This is a genomic window from Streptomyces sp. CoH27, from assembly GCF_020181035.1.
GTDB classification, from domain to species: Bacteria; Actinomycetota; Actinomycetes; order Streptomycetales; family Streptomycetaceae; genus Streptomyces; species Streptomyces camelliae.
Genome location: NZ_JAIQYY010000021.1, coordinates 84,411 through 109,748, shown reverse-complemented (window position 1 = coordinate 109,748; position 25,338 = coordinate 84,411). Strand labels below are relative to the sequence as shown.

The following is a 25,338-nucleotide window of genomic DNA, read 5'->3' as shown; positions in this document are numbered from 1 at the left end:
GGCAATTCCGGCTTAGCGTCCTTTGGGGACACGGACGGGCCGGATCCGTTCCGTTGGGGGGGACACGTGGGGGGACCCGTGGCCGGAGACGCCGTCAGTGTGCCGTTCCAGGCGGACCGTGACGTGCCGGGACTCATCGTCAAGTTCGGCGACTATCCGCTGCATCACGGCGGGGTCGGCGCGATCCGCAGTCTGGGCCGCCTCGGCGTGCCCATGTACGCCATCACCGAGGATCCGTACACGCCGGCGGCCTCCTCGCGCTATCTGAAGAAGGCGTTCGTGTGGCCGACGACCGGTGCGGAGGAGCCGGGCCACCTGGTCGAGGGCCTGCTGCGCGTCGGGCGCCGGATAGGCCGCCCGACCGTCCTGATACCGACCGACGAAGAGGCGGCCGTCCTGATCGCCGAGCACCAGGACGAGCTGGCCGGATCTTTTCTCTTCCCGAGGGTCGACCCCGCGCTGCCGCGCCGGCTGGCGAGCAAACAGGGGCTGCACGAACTGTGCGTCGAGCATGGCGTCGCGAGTCCGGCGGCCGTGTTCCCGGAGTCGTACGACGACGTCGTCGCCTTCGCCGGCACGGCCCGCTTCCCGGTGGTGGCCAAGAACCGCGAGGCGTTCGTACGGCGCCGGCGGCCCGCGGTGAACGGCACCACGCGCATCGCCACCCGCGAGGGTCTGCTCAGCCTGGCCCGTGACTGGGGCGAGGAACCGGGCGTGATCCTCCAGGAGTATCTGCCCCGGGAGGAGGCCGAGGACTGGATCGTGCACGCCTGCTTCGGCCCGGACTCCACCCCGCGCGCGCTGTTCACCGGTGTGAAGGTCCGCTCGTGGCCGCCGCACGCCGGCATGACGGCGAACGCGTACGTCGTCGACAACCCGGAACTCGCGGACCTTGCCGCACGTTTCATCAAACAGATCGGCTTCAGCGGCATCATCGACCTCGACCTGCGCTTCGACCGGCGCGACGGACAGTACAAACTCCTGGACTTCAACCCGCGCATGGGCGCCCAGTTCCGGCTCTTCGAGAACGAGTCGGGGGTGGACGTCGTACGCGCCCTGCATCTCGATCTCACCGGCCGCGCCGTACCGGAGGGGGAACAGCGCGCCGGCCACCGCTACATCGTGGAGAACATCGACCTGCCCGCCCTCCTCGCCTACCGCCGCAGCGGCTATACGACGCCGCACGCGCCGGCGAGGGCGAGCGGGACGGAGCTAGCCTGGTTCGCGGGGGACGACCCGCTGCCGTTCCTCACGATGCTCGCCCGCTTCGTGCGCCCGGGCGCGAAGCACCTCCATCAGCTGTGGCGCACCAACCGCCGCGGCAGCGGCACCTCCACGAAGTAGGCGTCCACGACGCAGGCATCCGCGAAGCAGGGACCCGCGAAGCAGGCGTCCACGACGTAGGCATCCACGAAGTAGGCAAGGCCACCACGCGTGGCGCACCGTGTCCTGGGGAGGGACTTCGTGACTCGACCGGTTGCAGTCATCGGCGCCGGGCCGTACGGCCTGTCCACCGCCGCCCATCTCCGCGCGCGCGGCATCCCCGTCCGCGTCTTCGGCGACCCCATGGTCAGCTGGCGCGCGCACATGCCCGAGGGCATGCTCCTGAAATCGACCCCCGCCGCCTCCAGCCTCGACTGCCCGCAGCCCGGCCACACCCTCGCCGACTTCTGCGCGGCGGCCGGGATCCGCCGCCTGGTCAGCGACGAGGACATCATCCCGGTGGAGACGTTCATCGCCTACGGCGAGTGGTTCCAGCAGCAGCTGCTGCCCGGACTGGAGCGGGTACGGGTCGTCTCCGTCGACCGTGACGCGCGCGGCGGCTTCGAACTCAAGCTGGACTCCGGAGAGCTGTTCACCGCGCGCGCGGTCGTCGTCGCCACCGGCCTGTCCGGCCTCGCCCACCTGCCGCTGGAGCTGGCGGGTGCGGCGCCCGACGGACCCGCCGCGACCGGCCCGGTCTCGCACAGCTCCCAGCACCACGACCTCGGCCGGTTCGCCGGCAAGGAGCTGATCGTCGTCGGCGCCGGTCAGTCCGCGCTGGAGACGGCGGCGCTCGCCGCCGAGGCGGGGGCACGCGTGCGCGTGGTCGCGCGCGGCCGCGGCCGGGTCGCCTTCGGCGCCCCGCCGTGGGAGCAGCCGCGGTTGCGCCCCGAGTCCCCCTTCGGCCGCGCCTGGTCGCTGTGGGCGCTCAGCTACTACCCGCACCCCTACCGCTACCTGCCCGAGCCCACCCGCCACTTCCTGGTCCGCCGGGTCCTCGGACCGCTCGGCGCCTGGTGGCTGCGTGAGCGCTTCGAGAGCGCCGTACAGGTGCAGGAGGTCGAGCGGATCGTGCGCGCCGAGGCGCCGGACGGCAGCCCGGTCCTCACCGTCCGCACCCATGGCGGCCGTACCGAGCGGCTCACCGCCGACCACGTCATCGCGGCCACCGGGTACCGCGTTGCCGTCGCGGCGATGGACTTCCTCGGCCACGGACTGCGCACCCGGCTCGCGGTGAGCCGCGGCACGCCGAAACTGGGCCCCGGTTGCGTCTCCTCCGTGCCCGGCCTGTACTTCACGGGCCTGCCGGCGTCGTCGTCGTACGGCCCGGTGATGCGGTTCGTCTGCGGCACGGAGTTCGCCTCCCCGCGTCTGGCGCGACACCTTGCCGCGGCCCACGGCTGACGCTCGCGCCGGCCACCGCACCGCGAACAGGAGGACGACACACACCACTTGGGGGTGATGAGCACGTAAGTACGCAGCACGACAAGATGAGTCGGACCGGCGTCGCATCCGTATTCTCTGATCATGGCAGCCTCCCCCGCATATGCACTGATCGCCACTGACCTGGACGGAACGCTGCTGCGCGGCGACGACACGGTCTCCGGCCGGTCGCTCGCCGCGCTCGCGCGGGTGGTGCGCGCCGGTGCGCGCCACCTGGTGGTGACGGGCCGTCCGGCCCCGCGGGTACGGCCGCTGCTCGCGCACCTCGGTTGTACGGGGCTCGCGGTGTGCGGGCAGGGCGCGCAAGTCTACGACGCGGCGGCGGGCCGGCTGCTGTGGTCGGTGCGGCTGGACCGGGAACTGGCGGAGGAGGCGCTCGGCAAGATCGAGGCGGAGGTGGGGGAGGTCTTCGCCGCTGTCGACCAGGACGGTGTCGACGGGCTCACACTGATCGAGCCCGGGTACCGTATGCCGCACCCGACCCTGCCCGCAGTGCGGGTCGGCCGGCGTGACGACCTGTGGCGCAGGCCCATCAGCAAGGTGCTGCTGCGCCATGCGGCCCTGTCCGACGACGAGTTGGCGGCCGTGGCGCGCGCGGTGGTGGGTTCGCTGGCGACGGTCACCATGTCGGGGCCGGGGACCGTGGAGCTCCAGCCGTGCGGGGTGACCAAAGCGACCGGGCTGGCGCTGGCCGCCGACCGGCTGGGGATCGCGCCGGAACGGGCGCTGGCGTTCGGGGACATGCCCAATGACATCCCGATGTTCGAGTGGGCCGGGCGCGGGGTGGCGATGGCCGATGCGCACCCGGAACTCAAGGCGGTGGCCGACGAGATCACCTCGTCGAACGAGGACGACGGCATCGCCGTGGTCCTCGAACGACTCTTCCCGGCCGGCTGACGGCCGCGCGACTCCGACGGTCCGATGACCGCCCGGCCGCTGTCAGGGCGACTGCCGGGCTGTCGTCGGGGCGACCGCGGTGCCGCTGTCAGAGCGACCGCCGTGCGGCTGTCAGTACGCGCTGTGGACGTTGTCGATCGAGCCGTAGCGCGCGGCGGCGTACTTGCAGGCCGCGGTGATGTTGGCGACCGGGTCGTAGATGTTGAACGAGGTGCCGGCCACGTGGTACGCGTTGAAGGTCGGGTCGATGACCTGGAGCAGGCCCTTGGACGGGATGCCCCGGGCCGCGTTGGAGTCCCAGTTGTTGATGGCCCACGGGTTGCCCGAGGACTCCCGGATGATGTTGCGGTAGATGCCGTGGTAGGAGCCCGGGATGCCCTTCTGGGCCATGATCGCGAGCGACTCGCGGATCCAGCCGTTGAGGTTGTTCGGGTACCCGGCACGGGTGGTGGAGGACACCTTGGTGGCCTTTTTCGCCGGGGCGGCGGAGGCGCTGGTGGCGCCGATGAGCGGCAGGGCGAGGACGGCGGCACCGGTGCCGACGACGGCGAGGGTGCGGGCGAGGCGGTTGGCCCGGGGGCGGCGGTGACGAGCGGCAGCACGCATGGGGATGTTCCTCTCCGTCGCCTGCGAGGTGAGCTGTCGGGTTCGGGCGGGGAGGTGCCCGGCCGTACCTTCGCGAGAAGGCACGGCTTCACCCCTAGCCGTTCCGTGCGACGCGTGTCGTCCGGTCCGGCGGCTTACCTGGGTCCCCCGCTCCTGCCGTACGAAATGGGTTCGTGGATGGTTATGCGGGCGGCGGCAGGATTCGGCGTCCGCCCGACGGCCCGGAACGTATGCGAGAGCACATGTCGGGAACAAGTGCTGGAATCACACAACGCACCATTTGACCTTGATCTGTGCCCTATGGGGTACTTGATCCTTTGCGGTTGCCAACGCCCAACTGGCCGACCGGGCAAGGGGAGGGAGGGTGCCCGGCGGCTGGGATGCCAGATGGGGGAGCGTGACCCAACTCACGAAATAGCAAACCCTGTCAAATCGGACTTGGCGGATTCCGGGGTCGGGGTGAGAGGTGGGTGTGAGGTGGCCGGCGGGCGGCCTGGGGGTGACCCGGGGGTGACCTGGGGATGCCTCCCGGAACCCGTGACGCGATGCCCGTCGTTGTCGTGTATGTCCGCGGGCGTGTGCGGGGTGGGGTGGAGGCGTTACTCCGCTCGCCCCCCGGGTTCGCGACAAAGCGCAAGGCTTCCTGTTAAGTCGATAGATGTCCGTTCTTATCGTCCGATCTTGCGCATACCGGCCATGATCCAATACCACCCGGGCTGGACCGGTGGGCGCTATCGGTGATCGAAACAGGACCGGATACGCTGACTTGAGTGATGGCAGCGACCTATCGACAAACCGTGTAATCGCCAGCAGACACCAGCAGACAGGAGACCCCTCGTGACCGTCGTCGGGCCGTTCGGGCTGAGCGTGCGGGACCAGGCTCTCGAAGCCGATGTCCAGGCCGGATTGGCGGCTGTCGAGGAAGGCTTGCTCGAAGCCACCAAGAGTGAGGTTCCGTTCATCACGGAGGCCGCGCAGCACCTGGTACGGGCCGGCGGGAAGCGGTTCCGGCCGCTGCTCGTGATGCTCGCGGCCCAGTTCGGCGACCGCTACGCGCCGGGAATCGTGCCGTCGGGCGTCGTCGTGGAGCTGACGCATCTGGCCACGCTGTACCACGACGACGTCATGGACGAGGCGGCCGTGCGGCGCGGTGTGGACAGCGCCAACACCCGCTGGGGCAACTCCGTCGCGGTCCTCACCGGTGACTTCCTGTTCGCCCGCGCTTCCCAGATCCTCGCCGACCTCGGGCCCGAGGCGGTCCGGGTGCAGGCCCTCGCGTTCGAGCGGCTGGTCACGGGCCAGATCCTGGAGACCGCCGGCCCCTCCGACGGCCGTGACCCGGTCGAGCACTACCTGGACGTGCTCAGCGGCAAGACCGGCTCCCTGGTGGCGGTCGCGTGCCGGTTCGGCGCGATGATGTCGGGCGCCGACGAGACGGTCATCGACGTCCTCACCCAGTACGGCGAGCGGCTCGGTGTCGCCTTCCAGCTCGCCGACGACGTCCTGGACATCGCCTCCGACTCGCACGAGTCCGGCAAGACCCCGGGCACCGACCTGCGCGAGGGCATCCCGACCCTGCCCGTGCTCCGGCTGCGCGAGCGCGCGGCCCGGCTGGGGCTGCCCGAGGACCTCGCGCTGTGCGAGCTGCTGGACTCCGACCTCGGCGACGACGCCCGGCACGCCGAGGCGCTGACCGCGCTGCGCGCCCACCCGGCGCTGGAGCAGGCCCGCCGCGACACCGTGCGGTATGCGGACGAGGCCCGGGCCGCGCTGTCCCCGCTGCGGGACTGCGACGCCAAGCGGGCGCTGGAGGAGCTGTGCGATGCCGTGGTGCACCGCGCGGGCTGACGCCCCTGACACCGGCTCTGCGGCAGCATTGGCTGACGTGTCCACGACCTGACGTGTCCGCAACGTGCCTCCGGCGGCCGGCCGTGCGGCGCGTGCGGGTGCCCGTGCGGGCAGGCGGCCGTACGACGGCGTACGGCATTCGTGCGATCCGTCCGGCCCCCTAGGGGTCGCGGAAGCCGTCACCCCCGCGTGTCATACCGCAGTCGTACATGGAGTTGGCTCCGTGGTCTGACGCTTCTTCATGGCCGGTTTGATGAGATGGAGAACACGGACATCACCACTCCTCACCGATTCGGGTGAGAATGGCGGCTCAGGGTGGACCAGCGTGAGGACAGCCGCCGCCGACGACGGAGGTAAGGCACACATGGCACCGTACGAATCCGACGACGCAGTGGACGCCGTGCGGGACGAGAACCCGCACAGCGGACGCCGCAAGGCCGCGCGGTACGCGGTCCCGGTCGCGGTGGTGGGGGTGGCGGCGGCCACGATCGGGCTGGTCCCGGCGCTCGCCGCCTCAGGCGACCCCGACCTGCCCAAGATCACCGCCAAGCAGCTCATCGACAAGATCGCAAAGTCGGACGTGCAGCAGCTGTCCGGCACGGTGAAGATCAGCACCGACCTCGGCCTGCCGAACCTCGGCGGCCTGGAGAGCAGCCTGGTCTCCGGGGCGGGCAAGGGCTCCGGCGAGGGCTCCTCCGCCGACCCCCAGGCCAAGCTCACCGAACTGGTCACCGGCACGCACACACTGCGCGTCGCTACCGATGGCCCGGACAAGCAGAAGGTGTCGCTGCTGGAGAGCGGCTCCGAGTACAGCCTCATCCACGACGGCACGAACGTCTGGGGCTACGACAGCAAGACCAACTCGGTCTTCCACGGCACCTCCGCCGACTCCGGCAAGGACAAGACCGAGCCCCCGGCCACCCCCAAGGACTTCGCCGACCAGGCGCTGAAGGCGGTGGACGACACCACGTCCGTCACTGTCGACGGCACCGAGCAGGTCGCCGGCCGCGCCGCCTACAAGCTGCTGATCAAGCCCCGCCAGTCCGGCACCACGGTCGGCGCGATCAGCATCGCCGTCGACTCGAAGACGGGCATGCCGCTGAAGTTCACGCTGACCCCGAAGAGCGGCGGCGCGGCCGTCGTCGACGCGGGCTTCACGGAGGTCTCCTTCGCCAAGCCCTCCGCGTCCACCTTCGCCTTCACCCCGCCCAAGGGCGCGAAGGTGACGGAGCAGAAGAAGGACGGCGCAGACCGGGAGCACGCGGTCAAGCGCGGCGAGGACTTCACCCCGGGGCACGACAAGGGCACCGTCCTCGGCAAGGGCTGGACGTCCATCGCCACCTTCGAGACCGGCTCCAAGGGCGGTCTGCCGACGGGCGGTTCCAAGGCCGGTGACCTCAGCGGCTTCCTCGGCTCACTCGGCGACCAGGTCTCCGGCAAGTTCGGCAAAGGCACGGTCTTCTCCACCCGCCTGATCAACGTCCTGATGACCGACGACGGCAAGGTCTACGCCGGCGCTGTGACCAAGTCCGCCCTGGTGAAGGCGGCCGACGCAGGAAAGTGACCCGGTCCGGGCACTACGGGCCGTTACCGTGCGTTGACTCTTCACGGGAGCACGAATCGAGGGGGAGCCGATGGACGGACTGTCCGCCACGGAGCGCGAGGCGGGGGACGCGCGGGAGCGGGCCCCCGGGCAGGCGGAGGCGAGCGTCATCGCCACCCGCGGCCTGACCAAGCGCTACGGCGGCGGACAGCTCGCCGTCGACGGCCTCGACCTGACCGTTCCGGCGGGCAGCGTCTTCGGCTTCCTCGGACCGAACGGCTCGGGCAAGACCACCACCATCCGCATGCTGATGGGCCTGATCGAGCCCACCGCCGGCACGGCGAGCGTGCTGGGCCGCCCGATGCCCCGGGCGGCCCGTGCCGTGCTGCCCGAGGTCGGCGCGCTCATCGAGGGCCCCGCCCTGTATGGCTTCCTCTCCGGCCGGGACAACCTGCTGCGTTACGACGCCGCCGACCCGACCGCCGACCCGCGCACCCGGCGCGCCCGCGTCGCCGCCGTCCTGGACCGGGTGGGCCTCGCGGCCGCCGCCGGCAAGAAGACGAAGGCGTACTCGCTCGGCATGAAGCAGCGCCTCGGTCTCGCGGCCGCACTGCTCCAGCCGCGCCGGCTGCTCGTCCTGGACGAGCCCACCAACGGCCTCGACCCGCAGGGCATGCGGGAGATCCGCACCCTGATCAGGGAATTGGCCGCTGACGGCACGACTGTCTTCCTCTCCTCCCACCTCCTCGACGAGATCGAGCAGGTGTGCACGCACGCGGCGGTCATGGCGCAGGGCCGGCTCATCACCCAGGGCGCGGTGGCCGACCTGGCGGCCGGGGCGCGCGGCCGGCTGGTGGTGATCACCCCGGACGCGGCCGAGGCGGCCCGGGTGCTGAAGGAACAGGGCGTCGGGGACGTCGGCGCCGACGGCGACCGGGTCACCGGCGACCCGCCCGCGCGGGACCTCGCCGAGGTGAACGCGGCCCTGGTCACGGCGGGCGTGCGGGTCCGCGGCTTCACGCTCGAACGGGCCTCGCTGGAGGACGCGTTCGTGGCACTGACGGGGGAGGGCTTCGATGTCGCGGGCTGAGGCGGCCCACGAGCCGGTCCTGCGGCGGCCGAGTCCGCTGTGGACGTTCGGGCTGCTGCGCAGCGAGCTGATCACGACGGTCCGCCGCTGGCGCACGCTTGCCCTGCTCGGGGTGCTGGCCGCGGTGCCGGTGCTGGTCGGGATCGCGGTGAAGATCGAGACGCGGGGCGGCTCGGCGGTCGGCCAGGGCGACCGGAGCCCGGCGTTCCTCGGGCAGATCACCAACAACGGTCTGTTCCTGGTGTTCACGGCGCTGGCCGCGACGCTGCCGTTCTTCCTGCCGATGGCCGTCGGTGTCGTCGCGGGTGACGCGATAGCGGGCGAGTCGGGCGCGGGCACCCTGCGCTATCTGCTGGTCGCCCCGGCCGGCCGGACCAGACTGCTGCTCACCAAGTACGCGACGGTGATGGCTTTCTGTCTGCTCGCCACACTCGTCGTCACCGTCTTCGCGCTGGCCGTCGGCGCGCTGCTGTTCCCGCTCGGCGATCTGATGACGATCTCCGGCACCCGCATCAGCTTCGCCGAAGGACTCGGTCGGGCGCTGCTGATCGCCCTGGTCGTCGCCGCCTCACTGATCGGCGTGGCGGCCCTCGGTCTGTTCGTGTCGACCCTCACCAACAGCGGCATCGCGGCGATGGCGACCACGGTGGGCCTGGTCATCACCGTCCAGATCCTCGACCAGATACCCCAACTGCACGCGCTGCAGCCGTACTTCTTCTCGCACTACTGGCTGTCCTTCGCCGACCTGATGCGCGACCCCGTGTACTGGGACGACCTGGTGAAGAACCTCGGCCTCCAGGCGCTGTACGCGGCCGTGTTCGGCTCGGCGGCCTGGGCGAGGTTCACGACGAAGGACATCAGCGCATAGACGCCCTCAAGCGCTCTGGTACGGGAAGCGGGCGAGGGGCGCGTCCTCGGCGAAGAACGTCTTCGCGCGCGTGAGCGCTTCGGTGTCCCGCAGTACGTCACCGGGCCCGCTGCCGTTGCCGAGCAGGACCCCGCCGAAGCGCATGCCCAAGTAGGCGGCCGAGTTGTTGAGCGTGCCGACGTACGGGTCGGCGACCGACGGCTCGCGGTCGGCCAGCGCCGCGATGCCCCACAGCGTGCGTCCGGCCATGGTCGCCCTGAAGTCCAGGCCGGGGGTGCGCAGCCAGCCCGACCAGTAGTCGAGGTAGCGCTTGGTGAGGCCGGACACCGAGTACCAGTACAGGGGCGAGGCGATCACGATGTCCGTGGCCGCGAGGGTGGCGTCCAGCAACAGGCCGGTGGTGCTGTCGTGCGGCGGCCGTATGTGCTCGGTGTCGTGCCGCAGGTCCGCGAAGTCGGGCAGCGGGTGCTCGGCGAGGCGGATCCAGCGCTGCTCGACGTTAGCCGGCAGCTGCTCGGCCGCCTCGCGGGCCAGCAGTTCGGTGTTGCCCTCGGTGCGGGCGCTGCCGAGCAGGAAGAGGAAGCGGCGGCTCATTGGTCCCCCAGGGGAGTGCTGTCGTATCCCGAATAAAGGCGTGTGCATTTTATGCACACGCAAGCAATTTCCTCCAGGGGTTCCCGCGTGCGGCTGGTGCGAGGCTGTGACGGTGCGGTGACGCGGAAGCCGAGGGGAGCGGACACACTGGTGGGCAGGACGCGTACGACCGGATCGCGACGCCGGGGGAGTGAGGGAAAACCGATGTCTCGACTGAGCTTCGAGAAGAAGCGGGCGCAGCAGCCCGCGGCGCATCCGGCCGTGGTACCGGTCCGGGTGTTCGACGCGGACGGCGCGTCGGTGGGCGGGACGTCGGTGACCCCGGCGCCGGGCGAGAAGATCCAGCAGGCGGTCCTGAACCACCTCCAGCGCCTCGCCATCAGCCTCGGCGCCCCCATACGTGCCACGATCCAGGACGACCGGGCGGGCCTCATGGTTCCCCTGGAGGTCTCGGCGGACGGCTCCAGCCGGGTCGCGGGGGAGCCGGTCCGGGTGGCTCCGCCGGGAAAGCCGACGAGTGGAGCGGGCGCGGCTCAGGGGGAAGAACAGGGCATGGTGGGAGTGGCTTCGCGAGGAGAGGCGGACGCGGCCGCGCCGGAGAGCGTGGCAGGCGGGGCTTCGGCGGAAGGTGAGGCCGGCGGGGCTTCGGTGCGGGAGCGGGGGGCCATGTCCGCCGGGACCGTACAGATGCCGACCGGGCAGTTCGGTCCCCCGCCGGTCATGTCTCCGGCCCCGGCTGCGATTCCGGCCCCGGCGGCGTCTCCGGCCCCGGCGGCGTCTCCGGCCCCGGCGGCCGGCACTGACATTCCGGGGAGCGAGGCCCCGAAGTCCGACGCCCCCGGGACCGACGTCCCCACGATCGGCGCCACGAAGGCCGTCATCCCGAAGTCCCAGGCCCCGAAGCCCGAGGCCACGCAGTCCGAGGCCACGCAGTCCGAGGCCGCGAAGTCCGAGGCCCCGAAGGCTGACGCCCCGAAGGCTGACGCCCCCAAGACAGGCTTCGCGTTGCTCGGTGTCCCCGGGATGAGCCTCGGCGAGGCCGACGAGCCCATCGGTTCCGGCCCCGTTCACACCCCCGCCCGAGGCTTCGACGCCGTTGCCGAGGAGGTGCTCGGGGACGGGCCCGTGACCGAGACGGCGGAGGGGGCCGAGTTGCTGACCGAGCCGATGACGCGGATCAACGAGGCCGTGCGGGCGGGCCGTATCGAGGCGGCGGCCGAACTCGCCGAGCGCACGGTCGCGGAGGCGGCCACCGTGCTGGGCCCCGGCCACGCCGAGGTGCTGCATCTGCGTGAACTGTCCGCCTACATCGCCTACTTGGGCGGCGAACCGGTCCGCGCCTGCCGGCAGTCGCTGGACCTCGCCCGGCTGCGCCGCCAGGCACGGGACACGGAGGCCGCCTACGGCAACATGCAGAGCGCGGCGACGGCCTGGCGTGCGGTGCGTGACCCCGAGGAGGGCCTGCGGCTGGGCCGTGACCTGATCGAGCTGTGGACGGACCTCAGCGCCGAGCCCGGTCCGGCCGCCGATGATCCACGGCCCCTGGAGTCCGCCCGCGCCCGCATGGTCCGCCTGACCGACCGGGCTGCCCGCGCCACTCAGCCGTAACCCCGCCCCGCACCGGACTTCGCGGGACTCACTGCAAGCAGAACTCGCCCCCCTCCGGATCCGTCAGCACCACCCACTCCCCGCTGGGCTCCTTCACCTCGCGTACGACCCGGGCGCCCAGTGCCTCCAGCCGTGCCACCTCCTGAGCGCGTCGCTCCGGGCCGGCGTGCAGGTCGAGGTGGAGGCGGTTCTTGACGGTCTTCGGCTCCGGGACGCGCTGGAAGAGCAGGCGCCGGCCCAGCCCGGTGCCGGTCTCGGGGTCGTACGGGTCGTCGGGGTGTCGTACGGCGATCAGGTCACGGAAGGCGAGGCGGCCGTGGTACTCGACCGTGGCCTCGGCGGGCAGCGCGCCGGCGGACAGCAGCCGTTCGACGAGGGCGCTGTTGTCCTCGGCCGTGTAGTGCAGCGCGGCGGCCCAGAAGTCGGCCTGGGCGTGCGGGTCGGCCGCGTCGATGACGAGCTTCCAGTGCAGGGGCGTGGGCGTCTGTGTCGACATGGTCGCCACTTATAGCGCGCGGCACTGACAACGGCCCCGTGCGAACCGCCCCGCGTGAACAGTCCGTCAGGCCTCCACCGCCGCGGACTCCGTCTTCCCTCCACGCGCCACGATCACCGATTCCCGCGTCCGCCGTGCCGTCCGCAGTGCGTCGCCCGTGAGCAGGATCAGCGCCAGCCAGACCAGTGCGAACCCGGCCCAGCGCTCCACCGGCATGGCCTCGTGGAAGTACAGGACGCCGAGCAGGAACTGGAAGACGGGGGCGAGGTATTGCAGCAGGCCCAGCGTGGACAGCGGTACGCGGATCGCCGCCGCGCCGAAGCAGACCAGGGGCAGCGCGGTGACCAGGCCGGTGGAAGCGAGCAGGGCGGCGTGTCCGGTCCCGTCGTTCACGAAGCTGGACTTGCCGTGCGCGACGAGCCACAGCAGATAGGCGAGCGCGGGCAGGAACTGGATCGCGGTCTCGGCGGCCAGCGACTCGATGCCGCCGAGGCCGACCTTCTTCTTCACCAGGCCGTAGGTGGCGAAGGAGAAGGCGAGGGTGAGCGAGATCCACGGCGGGCGGCCGTAGCCGACGGTCAGGACGACGACGGCGGCGAAACCGGTCGCGACCGCCGCCCACTGCACGGGCCGCAGCCGCTCCTTCAGCAGCAGCACGCCCATCGCGATGGTCACCAGCGGGTTGATGAAGTACCCGAGCGAGGACTCGACCACATGGCCGGAGTTCACGGCCCAGATGTAGACGCCCCAGTTCACGGTGATGACGGCGGCGGCCACGGCGACGAGCGCGAGCCGGCGCGGCTGCCGCAGCAGCTCGCCCGCCCAGGCCCAGCGCCGTATGAAGAGCAGCGCGGCGGCGACGACGACCAGGGACCAGACCATGCGGTGGGTGAGGATCTCCACCGCCCCGGCGGGCTTCAGCAGCGGCCAGAACAGAGGGACCAGCCCCCACATGCCATAGGCGGCGAAGCCGTTCAGCAGGCCTGCCCGGTCCTGGTTCCCGGAGCTGTCGGTCGTCCCGCTCACGGCCCCTCCTTCTTGCTCGTGACACGCGCGCGAGAAAGAAGGTAGCCCCAGGCACCCCCGGCTGTCATGCCCGTATTGGCATACGGTCATGACGGCCGGGGTGGAGCGGGCCGTGCGGGTCAGCCCTTCAGCGCGGCGGCGATCGACTCGGCGATCGGCGTGCTCGGGCGGCCGATCAGGCGGGTGAGGTCACCGCTGGTGACGACGAGCTCGCCCTTCTCGATGGAGGCGTCGACACCGGCGAGGATCCGCGCGAGCGGCTCGGGCAGCCCGGCGCCGGTGAGGATGTCCGCGTAGGCGTCGACGGAGACCGGGTTGACGGCGATGGTCCGGCCGGTCTGCCGGCTCAGCTCGGCCGCGTACTCCGCGTAGCTCCAGGCGACGTCGCCGCCGAGCTCGTACGTCGTGTTCTCGTGCCCCTCGCCGGTCAGGACGGCGACCGCGGCGGCCGCGTAGTCGGCGCGGGCGGCGGAGGAGACCCGGCCCTCGCCGGCGGCGTGGGTGACGGCGTCGTGCGCCAGGACCGGACCCAGGTTCTCGGCGAAGACCTCGTTGTACCAGCCGTTGCGCAGCAGTACGTACGGCAGGCCGGAGGCGAGCAGCGCCTGCTCGGTGCCGCGGTGGTCGTCGGCGAGCGCGGCCGTCAGGGCGCCCGGCGCGCTGGTGTAGGCGAGAAGCGCCACCCCTGCCGCCTTGGCCGCCTCGATGACGACCTTGTGCTGGGCCACACGGTCCTTGCCGATCTCGCTGCCGGAGATCAGCAGCACCTTGTCGCCGGCGGAGAACACACCGTCGAAGGACTCCGGGGTGTCGTAGTCGGCGACGGCCAGCTGGACCCCGCGCGCCGCCAGCGGCGCGGCCTTCGCCTCGTCGCGGACGACCGCGGTGATCTGCTCGGCCGGGACCTTCTCCAGCAGGCCCTCGATCACGTGCGTGCCGAGGTGTCCGGTGGCTCCGGTGACGACGATGCTCATGGTGTGCCATCTCCTTCTGGGGTGCGTTCTGCCGCTAACCATAGGAGGTGCGCTAACTTCCGGAAAGTACCCACTTTGAGGTAAGGTACGGGTATGCCGGTAAGTCAGTGGAGGGGCGACGGCGAGGCCATGTGCCCCCAGCGCCTGGTCCTGGAGCACGTCACGAGTCGCTGGGGCGTGCTGGTGCTGATCCAGCTTCTCGACCGCCCGTACCGCTTCAGCGAACTGCGCCGGGCGATCGGGCGGGTCAGCGAGAAGATGCTCACCCAGACCCTTCAGACCCTGGAGCGCGACGGCCTGGTCCACCGGGACGCCAAGCCGGTCATCCCGCCACGCGTCGACTACTCCCTGACCGAGCTCGGGCGCGAGGCGGCGGAGCAGGTGCGGGCGCTGGCGCAGTGGACCGAGCAGCGCATGGCCGATGTGCTCGGCGCCCGCCAGGCCTACGACGAGAGGCGCCAGGCATACGGCGAGGCCCGGGACATCCAGTCCCGGGCCTCGTAGCGGAGCGAAGAGAGGGTCAGCCGACGACCGTCCAGGTGTCGCCGCCCGCCAGCAGCGCGGCCAGGTCGCCCTTGCCCTTCTGCTCGATCGCGGTGTCCAGCTGGTCGGCCATCGCCGTGTCGTAGACCGGCCGTTCGACGCTGCGGAAGACCCCGATGGGGGTGTGGTGCAGAGTGTCGGGGTCGGCGAGCCGGGAGAGCGCGAAGGCGGTGGTCGGGGACGCGGCGCGCGCGTCGTGGACCAGGATGTCCGCCTCGTTGTCCGCCGTCACCGTGACCACCTCCAGATCACCGGTGGCCCGGTTGCGCACGACACCGCGCGCCCCGTCGGCACCGAAGCGGATCGGCTGCCTGTGCTCCAGCCGGATCAGCGCCTCCTCGGACCGCTGCCGGTCCTTCAGGGCGTCGAAGGCACCGTCGTTGAAGATGTTGCAGTTCTGGTAGATCTCGATCAGGGCCGTGCCCGGATGGTCGGCCGCCTGGCGCAGCACCTCGGTCAGATGCTTGCGGTCGGAGTCGATCGTGCGCGCCACGAAGGACGCCTCCGCGCCGATCGCGAGGGACACCGGGTTGAAGGGGGCGTCCAGCGAGCCCATCGGGGTCGACTTGGTGATCTTGCCGACCTCGGAGGTGGGCGAGTACTGGCCCTTCGTCAGGCCGTAGATCCGGTTGTTGAACAGCAGGATCTTCAGGTTGACGTTGCGCCGCAGGGCGTGGATCAGATGGTTGCCGCCGATGGACAGCGCGTCGCCGTCACCGGTGACCACCCACACCGACAGATCCCGCCTGCTGGTGGCCAGGCCGGTCGCGATCGCCGGGGCGCGGCCGTGGATGGAGTGCATCCCGTAGGTGTTCATGTAGTACGGGAAGCGGGAGGAGCAGCCGATGCCGGAGACGAAGACGATGTTCTCCTTCGCCAGCCCCAGCTCCGGCATGAACCCCTGCACGGCGGCCAGGATCGCGTAGTCACCGCAGCCCGGGCACCAGCGCACCTCCTGGTCCGACTTGAAGTCCTTCATCGACTGCTTGGCCTCGGCCTTGGGGACCAGCTGGAGCAGCCCGTTGCCGGCGTCAGTCATGGATGGCCTCCTTCAGCGCCGTGGCGAGCTGTTCCGCCTTGAACGGCATGCCGTTGACCTGGTTGTAGGAGTGGGCGTCGACCAGGTACTTCGCCCGGATCAGGGTGGCGAGCTGTCCGAGGTTCATCTCGGGGATCACGACCTTGTCGTACCGCTTCAGCACGGCACCCAGGTTGCGCGGGAAGGGGTTGATGTGGCGCAGGTGGGCCTGTGCGATCGACTCGCCGGCCCGGCGCAGCCGCCGTACCGCCGCCGTGATCGGTCCGTACGTCGAGCCCCAGCCCAGCACCAGCGTGCGCGCGCCGTCCGGGTCGTCGGCCTCGATGTCAGGGACCACGATGCCGTCGACCTTGGCCTGCCGGGTGCGGACCATGAAGTCGTGGTTGGCCGGGTCGTAGGAGATGTTGCCGGTGCCGTCCTGCTTCTCGATGCCGCCGATGCGGTGCTCCAGACCCGGCGTGCCCGGGAGCGCCCACGGCCGGGCGAGGGTCTGCGGGTCCCGCTTGTACGGCCAGAAGACCTCGGTGCCGTCCTCCAGGGTGTGGTTCGGGCCGGAGGCGAACTGGACGGTCAGGTCCGGCAGCTCCTCCAGGTCCGGGATCCGCCAGGGCTCCGAGCCGTTGGCCAGGTAGCCGTCGGAGAGCAGCATCACCGGTGTGCGGTACGTCAGCGCGATCCGGGCCGCCTCCAGTGCCGCGTCGAAGCAGTCGGCCGGGGTCTTCGGCGCCACGATCGGGACCGGCGCCTCGCCGTTGCGGCCGAACATCGCCTGCAGCAGATCGGCCTGCTCGGTCTTGGTCGGCAGACCCGTGGACGGGCCGCCGCGCTGGATGTCGACCACCAGCAGCGGCAGCTCCAGAGAGACGGCCAGGCCGATCGTCTCGCTCTTGAGCGCCACACCGGGGCCGGACGTCGTCGTCACCGCCAGCGAGCCGCCGAAGGCCGCGCCGAGCGCCGCGCCGATGCCCGCGATCTCGTCCTCGGCCTGGAACGTGCGCACGCCGAAGTTCTTGTGCTTGCTCAGCTCGTGCAGGATGTCCGAGGCCGGCGTGATCGGGTACGAGCCCAGGAACAGCGGCAGATCCGCCTGCCGCGAGGCCGCGATCAGGCCGTAGGCGAGGGCGAGGTTGCCGGAGATGTTCCGGTAGGTGCCGACGGGGAAGGCCTTGGCGGCCGGGGCGACCTCGTAGGAGACCGCGAAGTCCTCCGTCGTCTCGCCGAAGTTCCAGCCCGCCCGGAACGCGGCGATGTTCGCGGCCATGATCTCCGGCTTCTTCGCGAACTTCGACTTCAGGAACTTCTCGGTGCCCTCGGTCGGCCGGTGGTACATCCAGCTCAGAAGGCCCAGCGCGAACATGTTCTTGCTGCGTTCGGCCTCCTTGCGGGAGAGGTCGAATTCCTTCAGCGCCTCCACCGTGAGCGTGGTCAGCGGCACCGGATGCAGGTTGTAGCCGTCCAGCGAGCCGTCCTCCAGCGGGGAGGCGTCGTAGCCGACCTTCTGCAGGGCGCGCTTGGTGAACTCGTCCGTGTTGACGATGATCTCGGCGCCGCGCGGCAGGTCGCCGATGTTCGCCTTCAGGGCGGCCGGGTTCATCGCGACGAGCACGTTCGGCGCGTCACCCGGGGTGAGGATGTCGTGGTCCGCGAAGTGGAGCTGGAAGGACGAGACACCGGGCAGGGTGCCGGCGGGGGCACGGATCTCGGCGGGGAAGTTCGGCAGGGTGGAGAGGTCGTTGCCGAAGGAAGCGGTCTCCGAGGTGAATCGGTCACCGGTGAGCTGCATGCCGTCACCCGAGTCCCCCGCGAACCGGATGATCACCCGGTCCAGGCGCCGTACGTCCTTCGCGTCGCCCGGGTGGCGCTGCTCTCCGACGACAGATCCGTCGGTCTGCTCCGCCTGGCTGCTGACCTGGCTGGTCACTGAACTGGACCTCCTTCGAGGCGGCTGTCCGGGGTTGGTCGTCCCACGAACCATCCCAGATCAACCCTACGTCGGTCAGGGTTGCCTTCCCGAGGTCATCCACAGATCGGACGACATTTCGAGACGGCGTGTCGCGCTGGTCTGCTCCATCGACTTCTACGCGGGTCTTCTACACGGGTCATGAATTCAGATACGTGAGAACGGCCAGAACCCGCCGGTGGTCACCATCGCTCGGCGCCAGGCCGAGCTTCAGGAAAATGTTGCTGACGTGCTTCTCCACGGCGCCGTCGCTGACCACCAGCTGCCGGGCGATGGCCGAATTCGTACGCCCCTCGGCCATCAGCCCGAGCACCTCGCGCTCGCGCGGGGTCAGCCCCGTCAGCACGTCCTGCTTGCGGCTGCGGCCGAGCAGCTGCGCGACCACCTCCGGGTCCAGCGCCGTACCGCCCTCGGCGACCCGCACCACGGCGTCCACGAACTCGCGCACCTCCGCGACCCGGTCCTTGAGCAGATAGCCCACACCCCGGCTGGAACCGGCCAGCAGTTCGGTGGCGTAGCGCTCCTCCACGTACTGCGACAGCACCAGCACCCCGAGCCCCGGATACGCCTTGCGCAGGCGTACGGCCGCGCGCACGCCCTCGTCGGTGTGGGTCGGGGGCATCCGTACGTCCGCCACGACCACGTCGGGCAGCGCCCCCTGAGCGTCGAGGTCGGCGATGGTCTTCACCAGCGCCTCCGCGTCCCCGACACCGGCCACGACATCGTGCCCGCGGTCGGTCAGCAGCCGGGTCAGGCCCTCTCTGAGCAGCACTGAATCCTCGGCGATGACCACCCGCACCCTGTCTTTCACGATCTCCTGGCCCCCCATGCCCGCTCTCCGACGGCGTTCGCCCACATGATCTGTACGACGGTCGCATACGGAGAACAAGCATTCCAGCAATCGTCCCGGTTCGCCGCCCCACCTGGGAAGTTCACCGGTGGGAGAGGGGGTGCAGGGGGCGTGGCGTCGGGCCTCAAGAGGGGTTTCGGGTCTCAGGGGGGTTACGTCAGGCCCGCCAGGGCAGTTCCGCGATCACCCGGGTCGGGCCGCCCTCGGGGGAGTCCACCACGAGGACGCCGTCCACCGCGTCCAGACGTCCGGCGAGACCGGCCAGGCCCGAGCCGCCGGAGACGTCCGCGCCGCCCACGCCGTCGTCGGCCACCTGGATCAGCAGCCGGTCCTCCGCGCACCACACGTCGACCGAGGCGGACCGGGCCCGGCTGTGCTTGCTGATGTTCTGCAGCAGCTCGGAGACCGTGAAGTAGGCGATGCCTTCGATGGCCGGCGCCGGACGGCCCGGCAGATCGACCTCGACCTGCACCGGCACCGTGCAGCGGGAGGCGACCGCGGACAGGGCCGCGTCCAGGCCACGGTCGGTGAGCACGGCCGGATGGATGCCCCGGGCGAGGTCGCGCAGCTCCTGAAGCGCCGTCTTCACCTCGCCGTGCGCCTCCTCGACCATCTGCGCCGCCGCCCGCGGATCCTCCCGGAGTTTCTCCTTCGCCAGCCCCAGGTCCATGGCCAGGTTCACCAGCCGGGCCTGCGCCCCGTCGTGCAGATCCCGCTCGATGCGCCGCAGGTCGGCGGCGGCCGTGTCGACCACGACCCCCCGGTCCGACTCCAGCTCCACCACCCGCGCCGACAGCGGCGACGGCCCCAGCAGCCCCCGTACCAGCAGCCCGTCCACCGTCGTCAGGGCCCGGACGATCCATGGTGTGGCCAGCGTGAACACCAGCCCGACCAGCGCGGTCACGGTGATCTCGAAGGGGTTGTCCAGGTACACGCTGTGATGCTCGTCGCCGTACAGCTGAAGGCCGCCCTGGCCGGCGTAGGCGGGGAAGACCCAGAACCACAGCGGGTAGGTCAGCAGCGACCAGCCCATGGCCCATAGGGTCACCGTCACCGTGAACGAGAACACCGCCCAGGGGAACTGCACCAGCGCGTACAGCATGTTCCGCCAGGAGGCACCGCTCTTGAGGACCGCGCCCATCCAGGCCAGCGCGCCCGGCTTGCGCGTCCGGAGCGGCTCCGGCGCGGCCACGTCCAGGCCGAGCAGCCCGCGCGCCCGCGCACGCTCCAGCGCGCCGAAGCCCCGGCAGCCGGCCAGCGCCGCCGCGAGCACCGGGACGCCGAGGAAGGTCACGAGCAGGCCCGCCCCGAGCGACACCGTCGTCACCGTCCAGGTGAACAGCACGATCGAGACCGGCAGGCTCAGCAGGACGTACCCGAACTCGCGCCAGGTGCGCGCCTCGAACGGCGCCCGCAGCCCGGCGGGCAGTCGGCGGCCGCTTCCGGCGGGCCGCCCCTGCTCCCGCTCGTAGCCGCTTCCGTACCCCTGCCCGTACCCGCTTCCGTACCCCGTGGCCATCGAATCCCGTTCCGTTCTCGTTGTCGCTGCTGCCGTCGCCGTCGCCGTCGCCGTCGTGGCCGTGGCCGTCGCTGTCGCCGCGGCCGTCGCCGTGGCCGTCGTCGTCCCGACGGCGGCTCGTGCCGTGATTGCCGTATCTCCAGGGTCGTGTGACCGGGGTGCCCGGGCCATGGAGTCCGTCGGCGTCCCGACCCGGGGGTTTTCCCCACCTCGCAGCACCTACGGGGGCTACGCGGCGCGGTCCCGCCACGGCAGCTCCGCCGTGACCACCGTCGGGCCGCCGGCCGGGGAGTCCAGGACGAACAGGCCGTCCACCGCGCCCAGCCGCTCCGCCAGCCCCCGCATCCCGCTGCCGCCCTCCAGCCGGGCACCGCCCTGGCCGTCGTCGCGGACCTGGATGAGCAGCCGGTCCTCCGCGCGCCACACGTCGACCGAGGCGGACCGGGCCCGGCTGTGCTTGCTGATGTTCTGCAGCAGCTCGGAGACCGTGAAGTAGGCGATGCCCTCGATTGCCGCCGCCGGCCGGTTCGCCAGGTCCACGGTGACCTTCACCGGCACCGTGCAGCGCGTGGCCACCGAGGACAGGGCCGCGTCCAGGCCACGGTCGGTGAGCACGGCCGGATGGATGCCCCGGGCGAGGTCGCGCAGCTCCTGCAGGGCCAGCTTCACCTCGCCATGTGCCTCCTCCACCATCGCCGCCGCCGAGTCGGGGTCCTCCAGCAGCTTCTCCTTGGCCAGGCCGAGCCCCATGGCCAGGTTCACCAGCCGGGCCTGCGCCCCGTCGTGCAGATCCCGCTCGATCCGGCGCAGGTCGGCGGCGGCCGTGTCGACCACGACCCCCCGGTCCGACTCCAGCTCGGCGATACGCCGTTCCAGCTCGTCCGAGGGCGACAGCAGCCCGCGGACCATCGCCCGGTCCACGTTCGCCAGCCCCCGGGCCAGATACGGCAGCACCGGCCACAGCACGAACAGCGAGGTCAGTGTGGTGCAGAAGGTGAGGATGCCCCAGGGCAGCCGGATCAGGTCGTACAGCAGCGTGCGCCAGCCCACCGGGTCCTTCAGTGCCATCCACAGCCGCTGCGTCAGGCCCCCGCCTCTGGCGAACGGCAGCGGGGTCGGCTCCTCCACCCGCACCCCGAGCAGCCACCGGGCGCGGGCCCGCTCCAGCTTGCCCAGCTGCCGGGAGCCCAGCAGGCCGAGTGCGAGCAGCGGCAGGCCGATCACGGTGACCGTGAGCGATCCGCCGACGGACAGCGCGGTGATCGCGTAGACGAAGCCGAACACCGTGACCGGCAGGTTCAGCAGGAGATGCAGGATCTCCTTCCATGTGTGCACGTCGAAGGCCGGGCGGGGCGGAGGCGGTCGGTCGGTGTCATCGGCCCGGCCGACGGCAGAGCTGGGAGCGGTCATACCGGTCAGCCTGCCGTGCGCGGCACCTCCGGCGCCATGCGGTACGCCGCCCTCCGCCCGCGGGGGAAAACCCCACCCCGGCCCACCCCCGGCCCACCCCAGGCCCGCTCCCGGCCCACCCCCAGGTCGGCCGCCACCCGTCTCACCCCGTGATGGGCTGCTTACCAGCGCTTTATCAGGGCCTAGACTCCGATGCGTACGGATCCTCGAACACGCGGGATCACATAGTCACACAGGTCACTCAGGTCAGGGAGCGAGGCGCGGACGGTGCGGGAGACGTTGGGGGACTCGACGGTCGCCGCGGCGAACGTCATCGCGGCCGGCTACTTCCGGTCCTACTCGGTCGTGGGCCTGCTCGCCCTCATCGGCGTGCTGTTCGTCGCGGTCGCCTTCGGTGCGGGCCGCCTGCTGCGCCCCGTCGTCCCCACCCCCGAGAAACTCCTGACCTACGAGTGCGGCGTCGACCCCGTCGGCGAGGGCTGGGCCCACACCCAGGTCCGCTACTACGTCTACGCCTTCCTGTACGTGATCTTCGCGGTCGACTCGATCTTCCTGTTCCCCTGGGCGACGGTCTTCGCCGCCCCCGGCTACGGCGTGACGACGCTCGTGGAGATGTTCGTCTTCCTCGGCTTCCTCGCCGTGGGCCTGCTGTACGCATACAAGAAGGGCGTCCTGGCATGGACGTGACCCCCGCTCCTGTGTCGCTCCCGGAGCCGAAGCGGCTGGGCGCGCTGGCCCGGCTGGCCCCCGAGCCGATGAAGGTGATCCTGAACTGGGGCCGCCGCTACTCGCTCTGGGTCTTCAACTTCGGCCTCGCCTGCTGCGCGATCGAGTTCATCGCCGCGTCGATGGCCCGCCACGACTTCATCCGCCTCGGCGTGATCCCCTTCGCGCCGGGCCCCCGCCAGGCCGACCTGATGGTCGTCTCGGGCACGGTGACGGACAAGATGGCCCCGGCCGTGAAGCGCCTGTACGAGCAGATGCCCGAGCCGAAGTACGTCATCTCCTTCGGCGCCTGCTCCAACTGCGGCGGCCCGTACTGGGATTCCTACTCCGTCACCAAGGGCGTCGACCAGATCATCCCCGTGGACGTCTACGTCCCCGGCTGCCCGCCCCGCCCCGAGGCGCTGCTCCAGGGCATCCTCAAGCTCCAGGAGAAGATCGCCCGCGAGTCGCTCGGCGAGCGGTACGGCGACTCCCGCCCGTCGGTGGCCGCCCTCACGAGCGACCTGGTGAAGCCCCCGGTGCCCACCGCGGAGGGGGACGCCCGATGAGCACCGTCGGCTGGCTGCCCGCCCCGGTCGAGGACCTCTTCGGTACGGACGTCACGGCCGAGGAGTCGTACGACCTCCTCACCGTGGACGTACCGCCGTCCGCCTGGCTCACTGCCCTGGAGACGGCCCGTACGACCCTGGGCTGCACCTACTTCGACTGGCTGAGCGCGGTCGACGAACCGGGCACGGGTTTCCGTGTCTCGGCCCACGTCGTCGCCCTGCACCCGGTCCGCCGTCTCCTCGTCCGTACGACGGTCCCGCATGAGGCGCCGCACCTGCCCACCGCCGTCGGCGTGTACGCGGGCGCCGCCTGGCACGAGCGCGAGACCCATGAGATGTTCGGCGTCGCGTTCGAGGGCCACCCGGGGCTGGAGCACCTGTTGCTGCCCGAGAACTTCGAGGGCCACCCCCTCCGCAAGGACTTCGTCCTCGCCGCCCGCGTGGCCAAGGCCTGGCCCGGCGCGAAGGAACCCGGGGAGTCGGAACACGGCGGCCCCAAGCGCCGCCAGATGCTCCCCCCGGGCGTCCCCGACCCCAACGAGTGGGGCCCCCTGAAGGGCCAGCTCCCCCCGGCCCCGGCCCGCCCGGTCCGAGGCACGGCCGCCGAACGCCCCGCACGCGCGCGTGCGGGTGCCGGTGCGGGTGCCGCCGGGGAGCGTCCGGTACGGCGCGCCCGTACGGCAGCGGAGGGCTCAGCGAGCCAGACGACGCCGACGGCTGGTGCGCCCGGTGTGCCCGGGGAGACCGCCGCGGGGGCTCCGGGTGCTGGTCCCGCCGCTGGTGCCGGCCCCGCCGCGGGTGCCCGGCCGCGCCGGATGCGAAGCGCGAGCCAGGGTTCGGTGAGCCAGACGGCGGCGGCACGACCTGCGGCTGAGGGCGAGTCCGGCCAAGCCGCGGGCCAGGCAACGGAGGGTGTGGCTGCTGCCGGGGCTGCCGGGGCTGCCGGGGCTGCCGAGGCTGCGGCAGCCGGGCCCGCTTCGGCACCGGGCCGCCCGCGCCGCTCGCGCAGCGCCTCGGAGGGCTCGGCCTCACAACGAGCCGAGGCCGAGGAGCCGACGCAGACGCCGGAGCCGGAGCAGCCCCTGGCACCTGCCGAACCGACGGAACCGGAGAGTCCAGCCCGCCCCACACGCCGCAGCACGGCCCCGCGCAGCTCGGACGCCCCCTGGCACCACGCCCGCCCAGCCTTCGACGAGCCGACGCCGAAGCCTGCGGCAGAGCCGGAGCCGGAGTCGGTGCCCGAGCCGGAGCCGGTGCCTGAGCCGGAGTCGGCGCCTGAGCCGGAGCCGGTGTCTGAGCCCGCGCCGCAGCGCGAGCGGTCCGAACCCGAGCGGCCCGAACCCGAGCGGTCCGCACCGCAGGGCAGGTCATCCGCACAGCCCGCCGAAGACGAACCGCCCATCCCGGACACCGAAACGTCCACCCCGGACAACGAACCGCCCACTTCCGGAACCCCCCACGGCGCCCCCGACGGCGCCATGGACGGCACCCGCGACGACACCACAGGAGGCCCGCAGTGAACGACGCGCTGGATGTCGTCCTGCGACTCCTCGTCGTGTTCGTCGTCTTCCTCACCTTCCCCCTGATCGTCGGCCAGACCGAGCACAAGGTGATGGCCCACATGCAGGGCCGCCTCGGCCCGATGTACGCGGGCGGCTTCCACGGCTGGGCCCAGCTCATCGCGGACGGCGTGAAGTTCGCGCAGAAGGAGGACGTGGTCCCGGCGGGCGCCGACCGCCGTGTCTTCCAGCTCGCCCCCGCCGTCGCCCTGCTGCCGTACCTCCTCGTCCTGCTCGCCATCCCGATCGGCCCGAGCAAGGGTGCCGTCGGCCAGGTCCTCGACGCGGGCGTCTTCTTCGTGCTCGCGGTGATGGGCGTCGGCGTGCTCGGCTCGCTGATGGCGGGCTGGGCCAGCGCGAACAAGTTCTCCCTGCTCGGCGGCCTGCGCACGGCCGCCCAGCTGCTCGCCTACGAACTGCCCATGCTGCTCGCAGCCGCCTCGGTCGCGATGGCCGCGGGCACGGTCTCCCTGCCCGGCATCCTGCACGCCTTCCACTGGTGGTGGGTGCCCTGGCAGATCGTCGGCGCGCTCGTCTTCTTCGTCGCCGGCCTCGCCGAGCTGCAACGCCCTCCCTTCGACATGCCCGTCGCCGACTCGGAGATCATCTTCGGCGCGTACACCGAGTACACGGGCCTGCGTTTCGCACTCTTCCTCCTCGCCGAGTACGCCGGCATCGTCGTTCTGTGCGGTCTGACCACCGTCCTCTTCCTGGGCGGCTGGCACGGCCCCTGGGGCGCCGACGGGCTTGGCTGGCTGTGGACCCTGCTGAAGACCGCGATCCTCGCCTTCGTCGTCATCTGGCTCCGCGTCACCTACCCCCGCCTGCGCGAGGACCAGCTCCAGAAGCTCTCCTGGACCCTCCTCGTCCCGCTCTCTCTCGCCCAGATCGCCCTCACCGGCATCGTCAAGGTGGTGATCTCCTAACC

Annotated in this window: 23 protein-coding genes and 1 riboswitch; of the genes, 13 read left to right on the top strand and 10 right to left on the bottom strand. The window is 71.3% G+C overall.

Features of this window, described 5'->3' with window-relative positions; all coding sequences use genetic code 11:
- Positions 1–99 precede the first annotated feature (99 nt).
- From LE548_RS31995 to LE548_RS31985, 3 genes are all read left to right on the top strand, one after another.
- The gene (locus LE548_RS31995; protein ID WP_225100582.1) at positions 100–1,344 is read left to right on the top strand and encodes an ATP-grasp domain-containing protein; all 1,245 of its coding nucleotides are present in this window, start codon (positions 100–102) and stop codon (positions 1,342–1,344) included.
- 120 nt (positions 1,345–1,464) lie between these two features.
- Positions 1,465–2,667 carry an FAD-dependent oxidoreductase gene (locus LE548_RS31990; protein ID WP_225100502.1) on the top strand — a complete coding sequence of 401 codons (1,203 nt, stop codon included), beginning with the start codon at positions 1,465–1,467 and terminating at the stop codon, positions 2,665–2,667.
- Between the two features lie 123 nt (positions 2,668–2,790).
- A complete protein-coding gene (locus LE548_RS31985; protein ID WP_225100501.1) occupies positions 2,791–3,603 on the top strand; it encodes an HAD family hydrolase in 813 nt (270 codons plus the stop codon).
- A gap of 111 nt (positions 3,604–3,714) precedes the next feature.
- Here the strand turns inward: LE548_RS31985 and LE548_RS31980 are convergent, their stop codons facing one another.
- Positions 3,715–4,209 carry a transglycosylase SLT domain-containing protein gene (locus LE548_RS31980; protein ID WP_225100500.1) on the bottom strand — a complete coding sequence of 165 codons (495 nt, stop codon included), beginning with the start codon at positions 4,207–4,209 and terminating at the stop codon, positions 3,715–3,717.
- Positions 4,210–4,214: 5 nt separating this feature from the next.
- Positions 4,215–4,391, bottom strand: a riboswitch (cyclic di-AMP (ydaO/yuaA leader).
- 655 nt (positions 4,392–5,046) lie between these two features.
- On the opposite strand from LE548_RS31980, the gene LE548_RS31975 reads away from it, so the two are divergent.
- The 4 genes from LE548_RS31975 (at position 5,047) to LE548_RS31960 (ending at position 9,558) form a co-directional block, all read left to right on the top strand.
- Positions 5,047–6,057 carry a polyprenyl synthetase family protein gene (locus tag LE548_RS31975; protein WP_225100499.1) on the top strand — a complete coding sequence of 337 codons (1,011 nt, stop codon included), beginning with the start codon at positions 5,047–5,049 and terminating at the stop codon, positions 6,055–6,057.
- 364 nt (positions 6,058–6,421) lie between these two features.
- Positions 6,422–7,621 (top strand): DUF2092 domain-containing protein, encoded by a 1,200-nt coding sequence (locus LE548_RS31970; RefSeq protein WP_225100498.1) that lies wholly within the window; start codon positions 6,422–6,424, stop codon positions 7,619–7,621.
- A 70-nt stretch (positions 7,622–7,691) separates the two neighbouring features.
- Positions 7,692–8,690 carry an ABC transporter ATP-binding protein gene (locus LE548_RS31965; RefSeq protein ID WP_225100497.1) on the top strand — a complete coding sequence of 333 codons (999 nt, stop codon included), beginning with the start codon at positions 7,692–7,694 and terminating at the stop codon, positions 8,688–8,690.
- Positions 8,677–9,558 carry an ABC transporter permease gene (locus LE548_RS31960; protein ID WP_225100496.1) on the top strand — a complete coding sequence of 294 codons (882 nt, stop codon included), beginning with the start codon at positions 8,677–8,679 and terminating at the stop codon, positions 9,556–9,558. Before LE548_RS31965 ends, LE548_RS31960 begins: the two co-directional genes overlap by 14 nt.
- Before the next feature lie 6 nt (positions 9,559–9,564).
- On the opposite strand, the gene LE548_RS31955 is transcribed toward LE548_RS31960, so the two are convergent.
- The gene (locus LE548_RS31955) at positions 9,565–10,152 is read right to left on the bottom strand and encodes a flavodoxin family protein (RefSeq protein WP_225100495.1); all 588 of its coding nucleotides are present in this window, start codon (positions 10,150–10,152) and stop codon (positions 9,565–9,567) included.
- 204 nt (positions 10,153–10,356) lie between these two features.
- Between LE548_RS31955 and LE548_RS31950 the strand changes: the two genes are divergently transcribed.
- Positions 10,357–11,760, top strand: coding sequence for a tetratricopeptide repeat protein (locus LE548_RS31950; RefSeq protein WP_225100494.1), 1,404 nt, complete (start codon positions 10,357–10,359; stop codon positions 11,758–11,760).
- A 28-nt stretch (positions 11,761–11,788) separates the two neighbouring features.
- On the opposite strand, the gene LE548_RS31945 is transcribed toward LE548_RS31950, so the two are convergent.
- The 3 genes from LE548_RS31945 to LE548_RS31935 all read right to left on the bottom strand — a co-directional run bounded on the left by LE548_RS31945 (position 11,789) and on the right by LE548_RS31935 (position 14,256).
- Positions 11,789–12,256, bottom strand: coding sequence for a VOC family protein (locus tag LE548_RS31945; RefSeq protein ID WP_225100493.1), 468 nt, complete (start codon positions 12,254–12,256; stop codon positions 11,789–11,791).
- Between the two features lie 66 nt (positions 12,257–12,322).
- The gene (gene rarD / locus LE548_RS31940) at positions 12,323–13,282 is read right to left on the bottom strand and encodes an EamA family transporter RarD (RefSeq protein ID WP_225100492.1); all 960 of its coding nucleotides are present in this window, start codon (positions 13,280–13,282) and stop codon (positions 12,323–12,325) included.
- A gap of 119 nt (positions 13,283–13,401) precedes the next feature.
- Positions 13,402–14,256, bottom strand: a complete 855-nt coding sequence (locus LE548_RS31935) for an SDR family oxidoreductase (protein ID WP_225100491.1) — start codon at positions 14,254–14,256, stop codon at positions 13,402–13,404.
- Between the two features lie 93 nt (positions 14,257–14,349).
- Between LE548_RS31935 and LE548_RS31930 the strand changes: the two genes are divergently transcribed.
- Positions 14,350–14,760 (top strand): helix-turn-helix domain-containing protein, encoded by a 411-nt coding sequence (locus LE548_RS31930; protein ID WP_225100490.1) that lies wholly within the window; start codon positions 14,350–14,352, stop codon positions 14,758–14,760.
- A gap of 16 nt (positions 14,761–14,776) precedes the next feature.
- Here the strand turns inward: LE548_RS31930 and LE548_RS31925 are convergent, their stop codons facing one another.
- The 5 genes from LE548_RS31925 to LE548_RS31905 form a co-directional block, all read right to left on the bottom strand.
- Positions 14,777–15,838 (bottom strand): 2-oxoacid:ferredoxin oxidoreductase subunit beta, encoded by a 1,062-nt coding sequence (locus LE548_RS31925; protein WP_225100489.1) that lies wholly within the window; start codon positions 15,836–15,838, stop codon positions 14,777–14,779.
- Positions 15,831–17,759: a 2-oxoacid:acceptor oxidoreductase subunit alpha gene (locus tag LE548_RS31920; RefSeq protein ID WP_225100488.1), complete on the bottom strand. Its 1,929-nt coding sequence runs from the start codon at positions 17,757–17,759 to the stop codon at positions 15,831–15,833. The genes LE548_RS31925 and LE548_RS31920 overlap by 8 nt, the downstream gene beginning before the upstream one ends.
- A 178-nt stretch (positions 17,760–17,937) precedes the next feature.
- Positions 17,938–18,627 (bottom strand): response regulator transcription factor, encoded by a 690-nt coding sequence (locus LE548_RS31915; RefSeq protein ID WP_263636806.1) that lies wholly within the window; start codon positions 18,625–18,627, stop codon positions 17,938–17,940.
- A 178-nt stretch (positions 18,628–18,805) separates the two neighbouring features.
- A complete protein-coding gene (locus LE548_RS31910; RefSeq protein WP_225100487.1) occupies positions 18,806–20,167 on the bottom strand; it encodes a sensor histidine kinase in 1,362 nt (453 codons plus the stop codon).
- Positions 20,168–20,395: 228 nt separating this feature from the next.
- Positions 20,396–21,577, bottom strand: a complete 1,182-nt coding sequence (locus LE548_RS31905; RefSeq protein WP_225100486.1) for a sensor histidine kinase — start codon at positions 21,575–21,577, stop codon at positions 20,396–20,398.
- Positions 21,578–21,844: 267 nt separating this feature from the next.
- Between LE548_RS31905 and LE548_RS31900 the strand changes: the two genes are divergently transcribed.
- Genes LE548_RS31900 through LE548_RS31885 form a run of 4 tightly spaced genes read left to right on the top strand, consistent with a single transcriptional unit; the run spans position 21,845 to position 25,336 of the window.
- Positions 21,845–22,264 carry an NADH-quinone oxidoreductase subunit A gene (locus LE548_RS31900; protein WP_225100485.1) on the top strand — a complete coding sequence of 140 codons (420 nt, stop codon included), beginning with the start codon at positions 21,845–21,847 and terminating at the stop codon, positions 22,262–22,264.
- Positions 22,255–22,851: an NADH-quinone oxidoreductase subunit B gene (locus LE548_RS31895; RefSeq protein WP_225100484.1), complete on the top strand. Its 597-nt coding sequence runs from the start codon at positions 22,255–22,257 to the stop codon at positions 22,849–22,851. Before LE548_RS31900 ends, LE548_RS31895 begins: the two co-directional genes overlap by 10 nt.
- Positions 22,848–24,371, top strand: coding sequence for an NADH-quinone oxidoreductase subunit C (locus LE548_RS31890; RefSeq protein ID WP_225100483.1), 1,524 nt, complete (start codon positions 22,848–22,850; stop codon positions 24,369–24,371). Before LE548_RS31895 ends, LE548_RS31890 begins: the two co-directional genes overlap by 4 nt.
- Positions 24,368–25,336: a complex I subunit 1 family protein gene (locus LE548_RS31885; RefSeq protein WP_225100482.1), complete on the top strand. Its 969-nt coding sequence runs from the start codon at positions 24,368–24,370 to the stop codon at positions 25,334–25,336. Before LE548_RS31890 ends, LE548_RS31885 begins: the two co-directional genes overlap by 4 nt.
- The last annotated feature ends 2 nt before the right edge of the window (positions 25,337–25,338 follow it).

Coding starts and splice junctions, on each gene's coding strand:
- LE548_RS31985 (WP_225100501.1), top strand. CDS start 2,791: ATGGCAGCCTCCCCCGCATATGCACTGATCGCCACTGACCTGGACGGA.
- LE548_RS31980 (WP_225100500.1), bottom strand. CDS start 4,209: ATGCGTGCTGCCGCTCGTCACCGCCGCCCCCGGGCCAACCGCCTCGCC.
- LE548_RS31970 (WP_225100498.1), top strand. CDS start 6,422: ATGGCACCGTACGAATCCGACGACGCAGTGGACGCCGTGCGGGACGAG.
- LE548_RS31965 (WP_225100497.1), top strand. CDS start 7,692: ATGGACGGACTGTCCGCCACGGAGCGCGAGGCGGGGGACGCGCGGGAG.
- LE548_RS31960 (WP_225100496.1), top strand. CDS start 8,677: ATGTCGCGGGCTGAGGCGGCCCACGAGCCGGTCCTGCGGCGGCCGAGT.
- LE548_RS31955 (WP_225100495.1), bottom strand. CDS start 10,152: ATGAGCCGCCGCTTCCTCTTCCTGCTCGGCAGCGCCCGCACCGAGGGC.
- LE548_RS31950 (WP_225100494.1), top strand. CDS start 10,357: ATGTCTCGACTGAGCTTCGAGAAGAAGCGGGCGCAGCAGCCCGCGGCG.
- LE548_RS31945 (WP_225100493.1), bottom strand. CDS start 12,256: ATGTCGACACAGACGCCCACGCCCCTGCACTGGAAGCTCGTCATCGAC.
- LE548_RS31935 (WP_225100491.1), bottom strand. CDS start 14,256: ATGAGCATCGTCGTCACCGGAGCCACCGGACACCTCGGCACGCACGTG.
- LE548_RS31930 (WP_225100490.1), top strand. CDS start 14,350: ATGCCGGTAAGTCAGTGGAGGGGCGACGGCGAGGCCATGTGCCCCCAG.
- LE548_RS31925 (WP_225100489.1), bottom strand. CDS start 15,838: ATGACTGACGCCGGCAACGGGCTGCTCCAGCTGGTCCCCAAGGCCGAG.
- LE548_RS31915 (WP_263636806.1), bottom strand. CDS start 18,627: ATGGGGGGCCAGGAGATCGTGAAAGACAGGGTGCGGGTGGTCATCGCC.
- LE548_RS31910 (WP_225100487.1), bottom strand. CDS start 20,167: ATGGCCACGGGGTACGGAAGCGGGTACGGGCAGGGGTACGGAAGCGGC.
- LE548_RS31905 (WP_225100486.1), bottom strand. CDS start 21,577: ATGACCGCTCCCAGCTCTGCCGTCGGCCGGGCCGATGACACCGACCGA.
- LE548_RS31895 (WP_225100484.1), top strand. CDS start 22,255: ATGGACGTGACCCCCGCTCCTGTGTCGCTCCCGGAGCCGAAGCGGCTG.
- LE548_RS31890 (WP_225100483.1), top strand. CDS start 22,848: ATGAGCACCGTCGGCTGGCTGCCCGCCCCGGTCGAGGACCTCTTCGGT.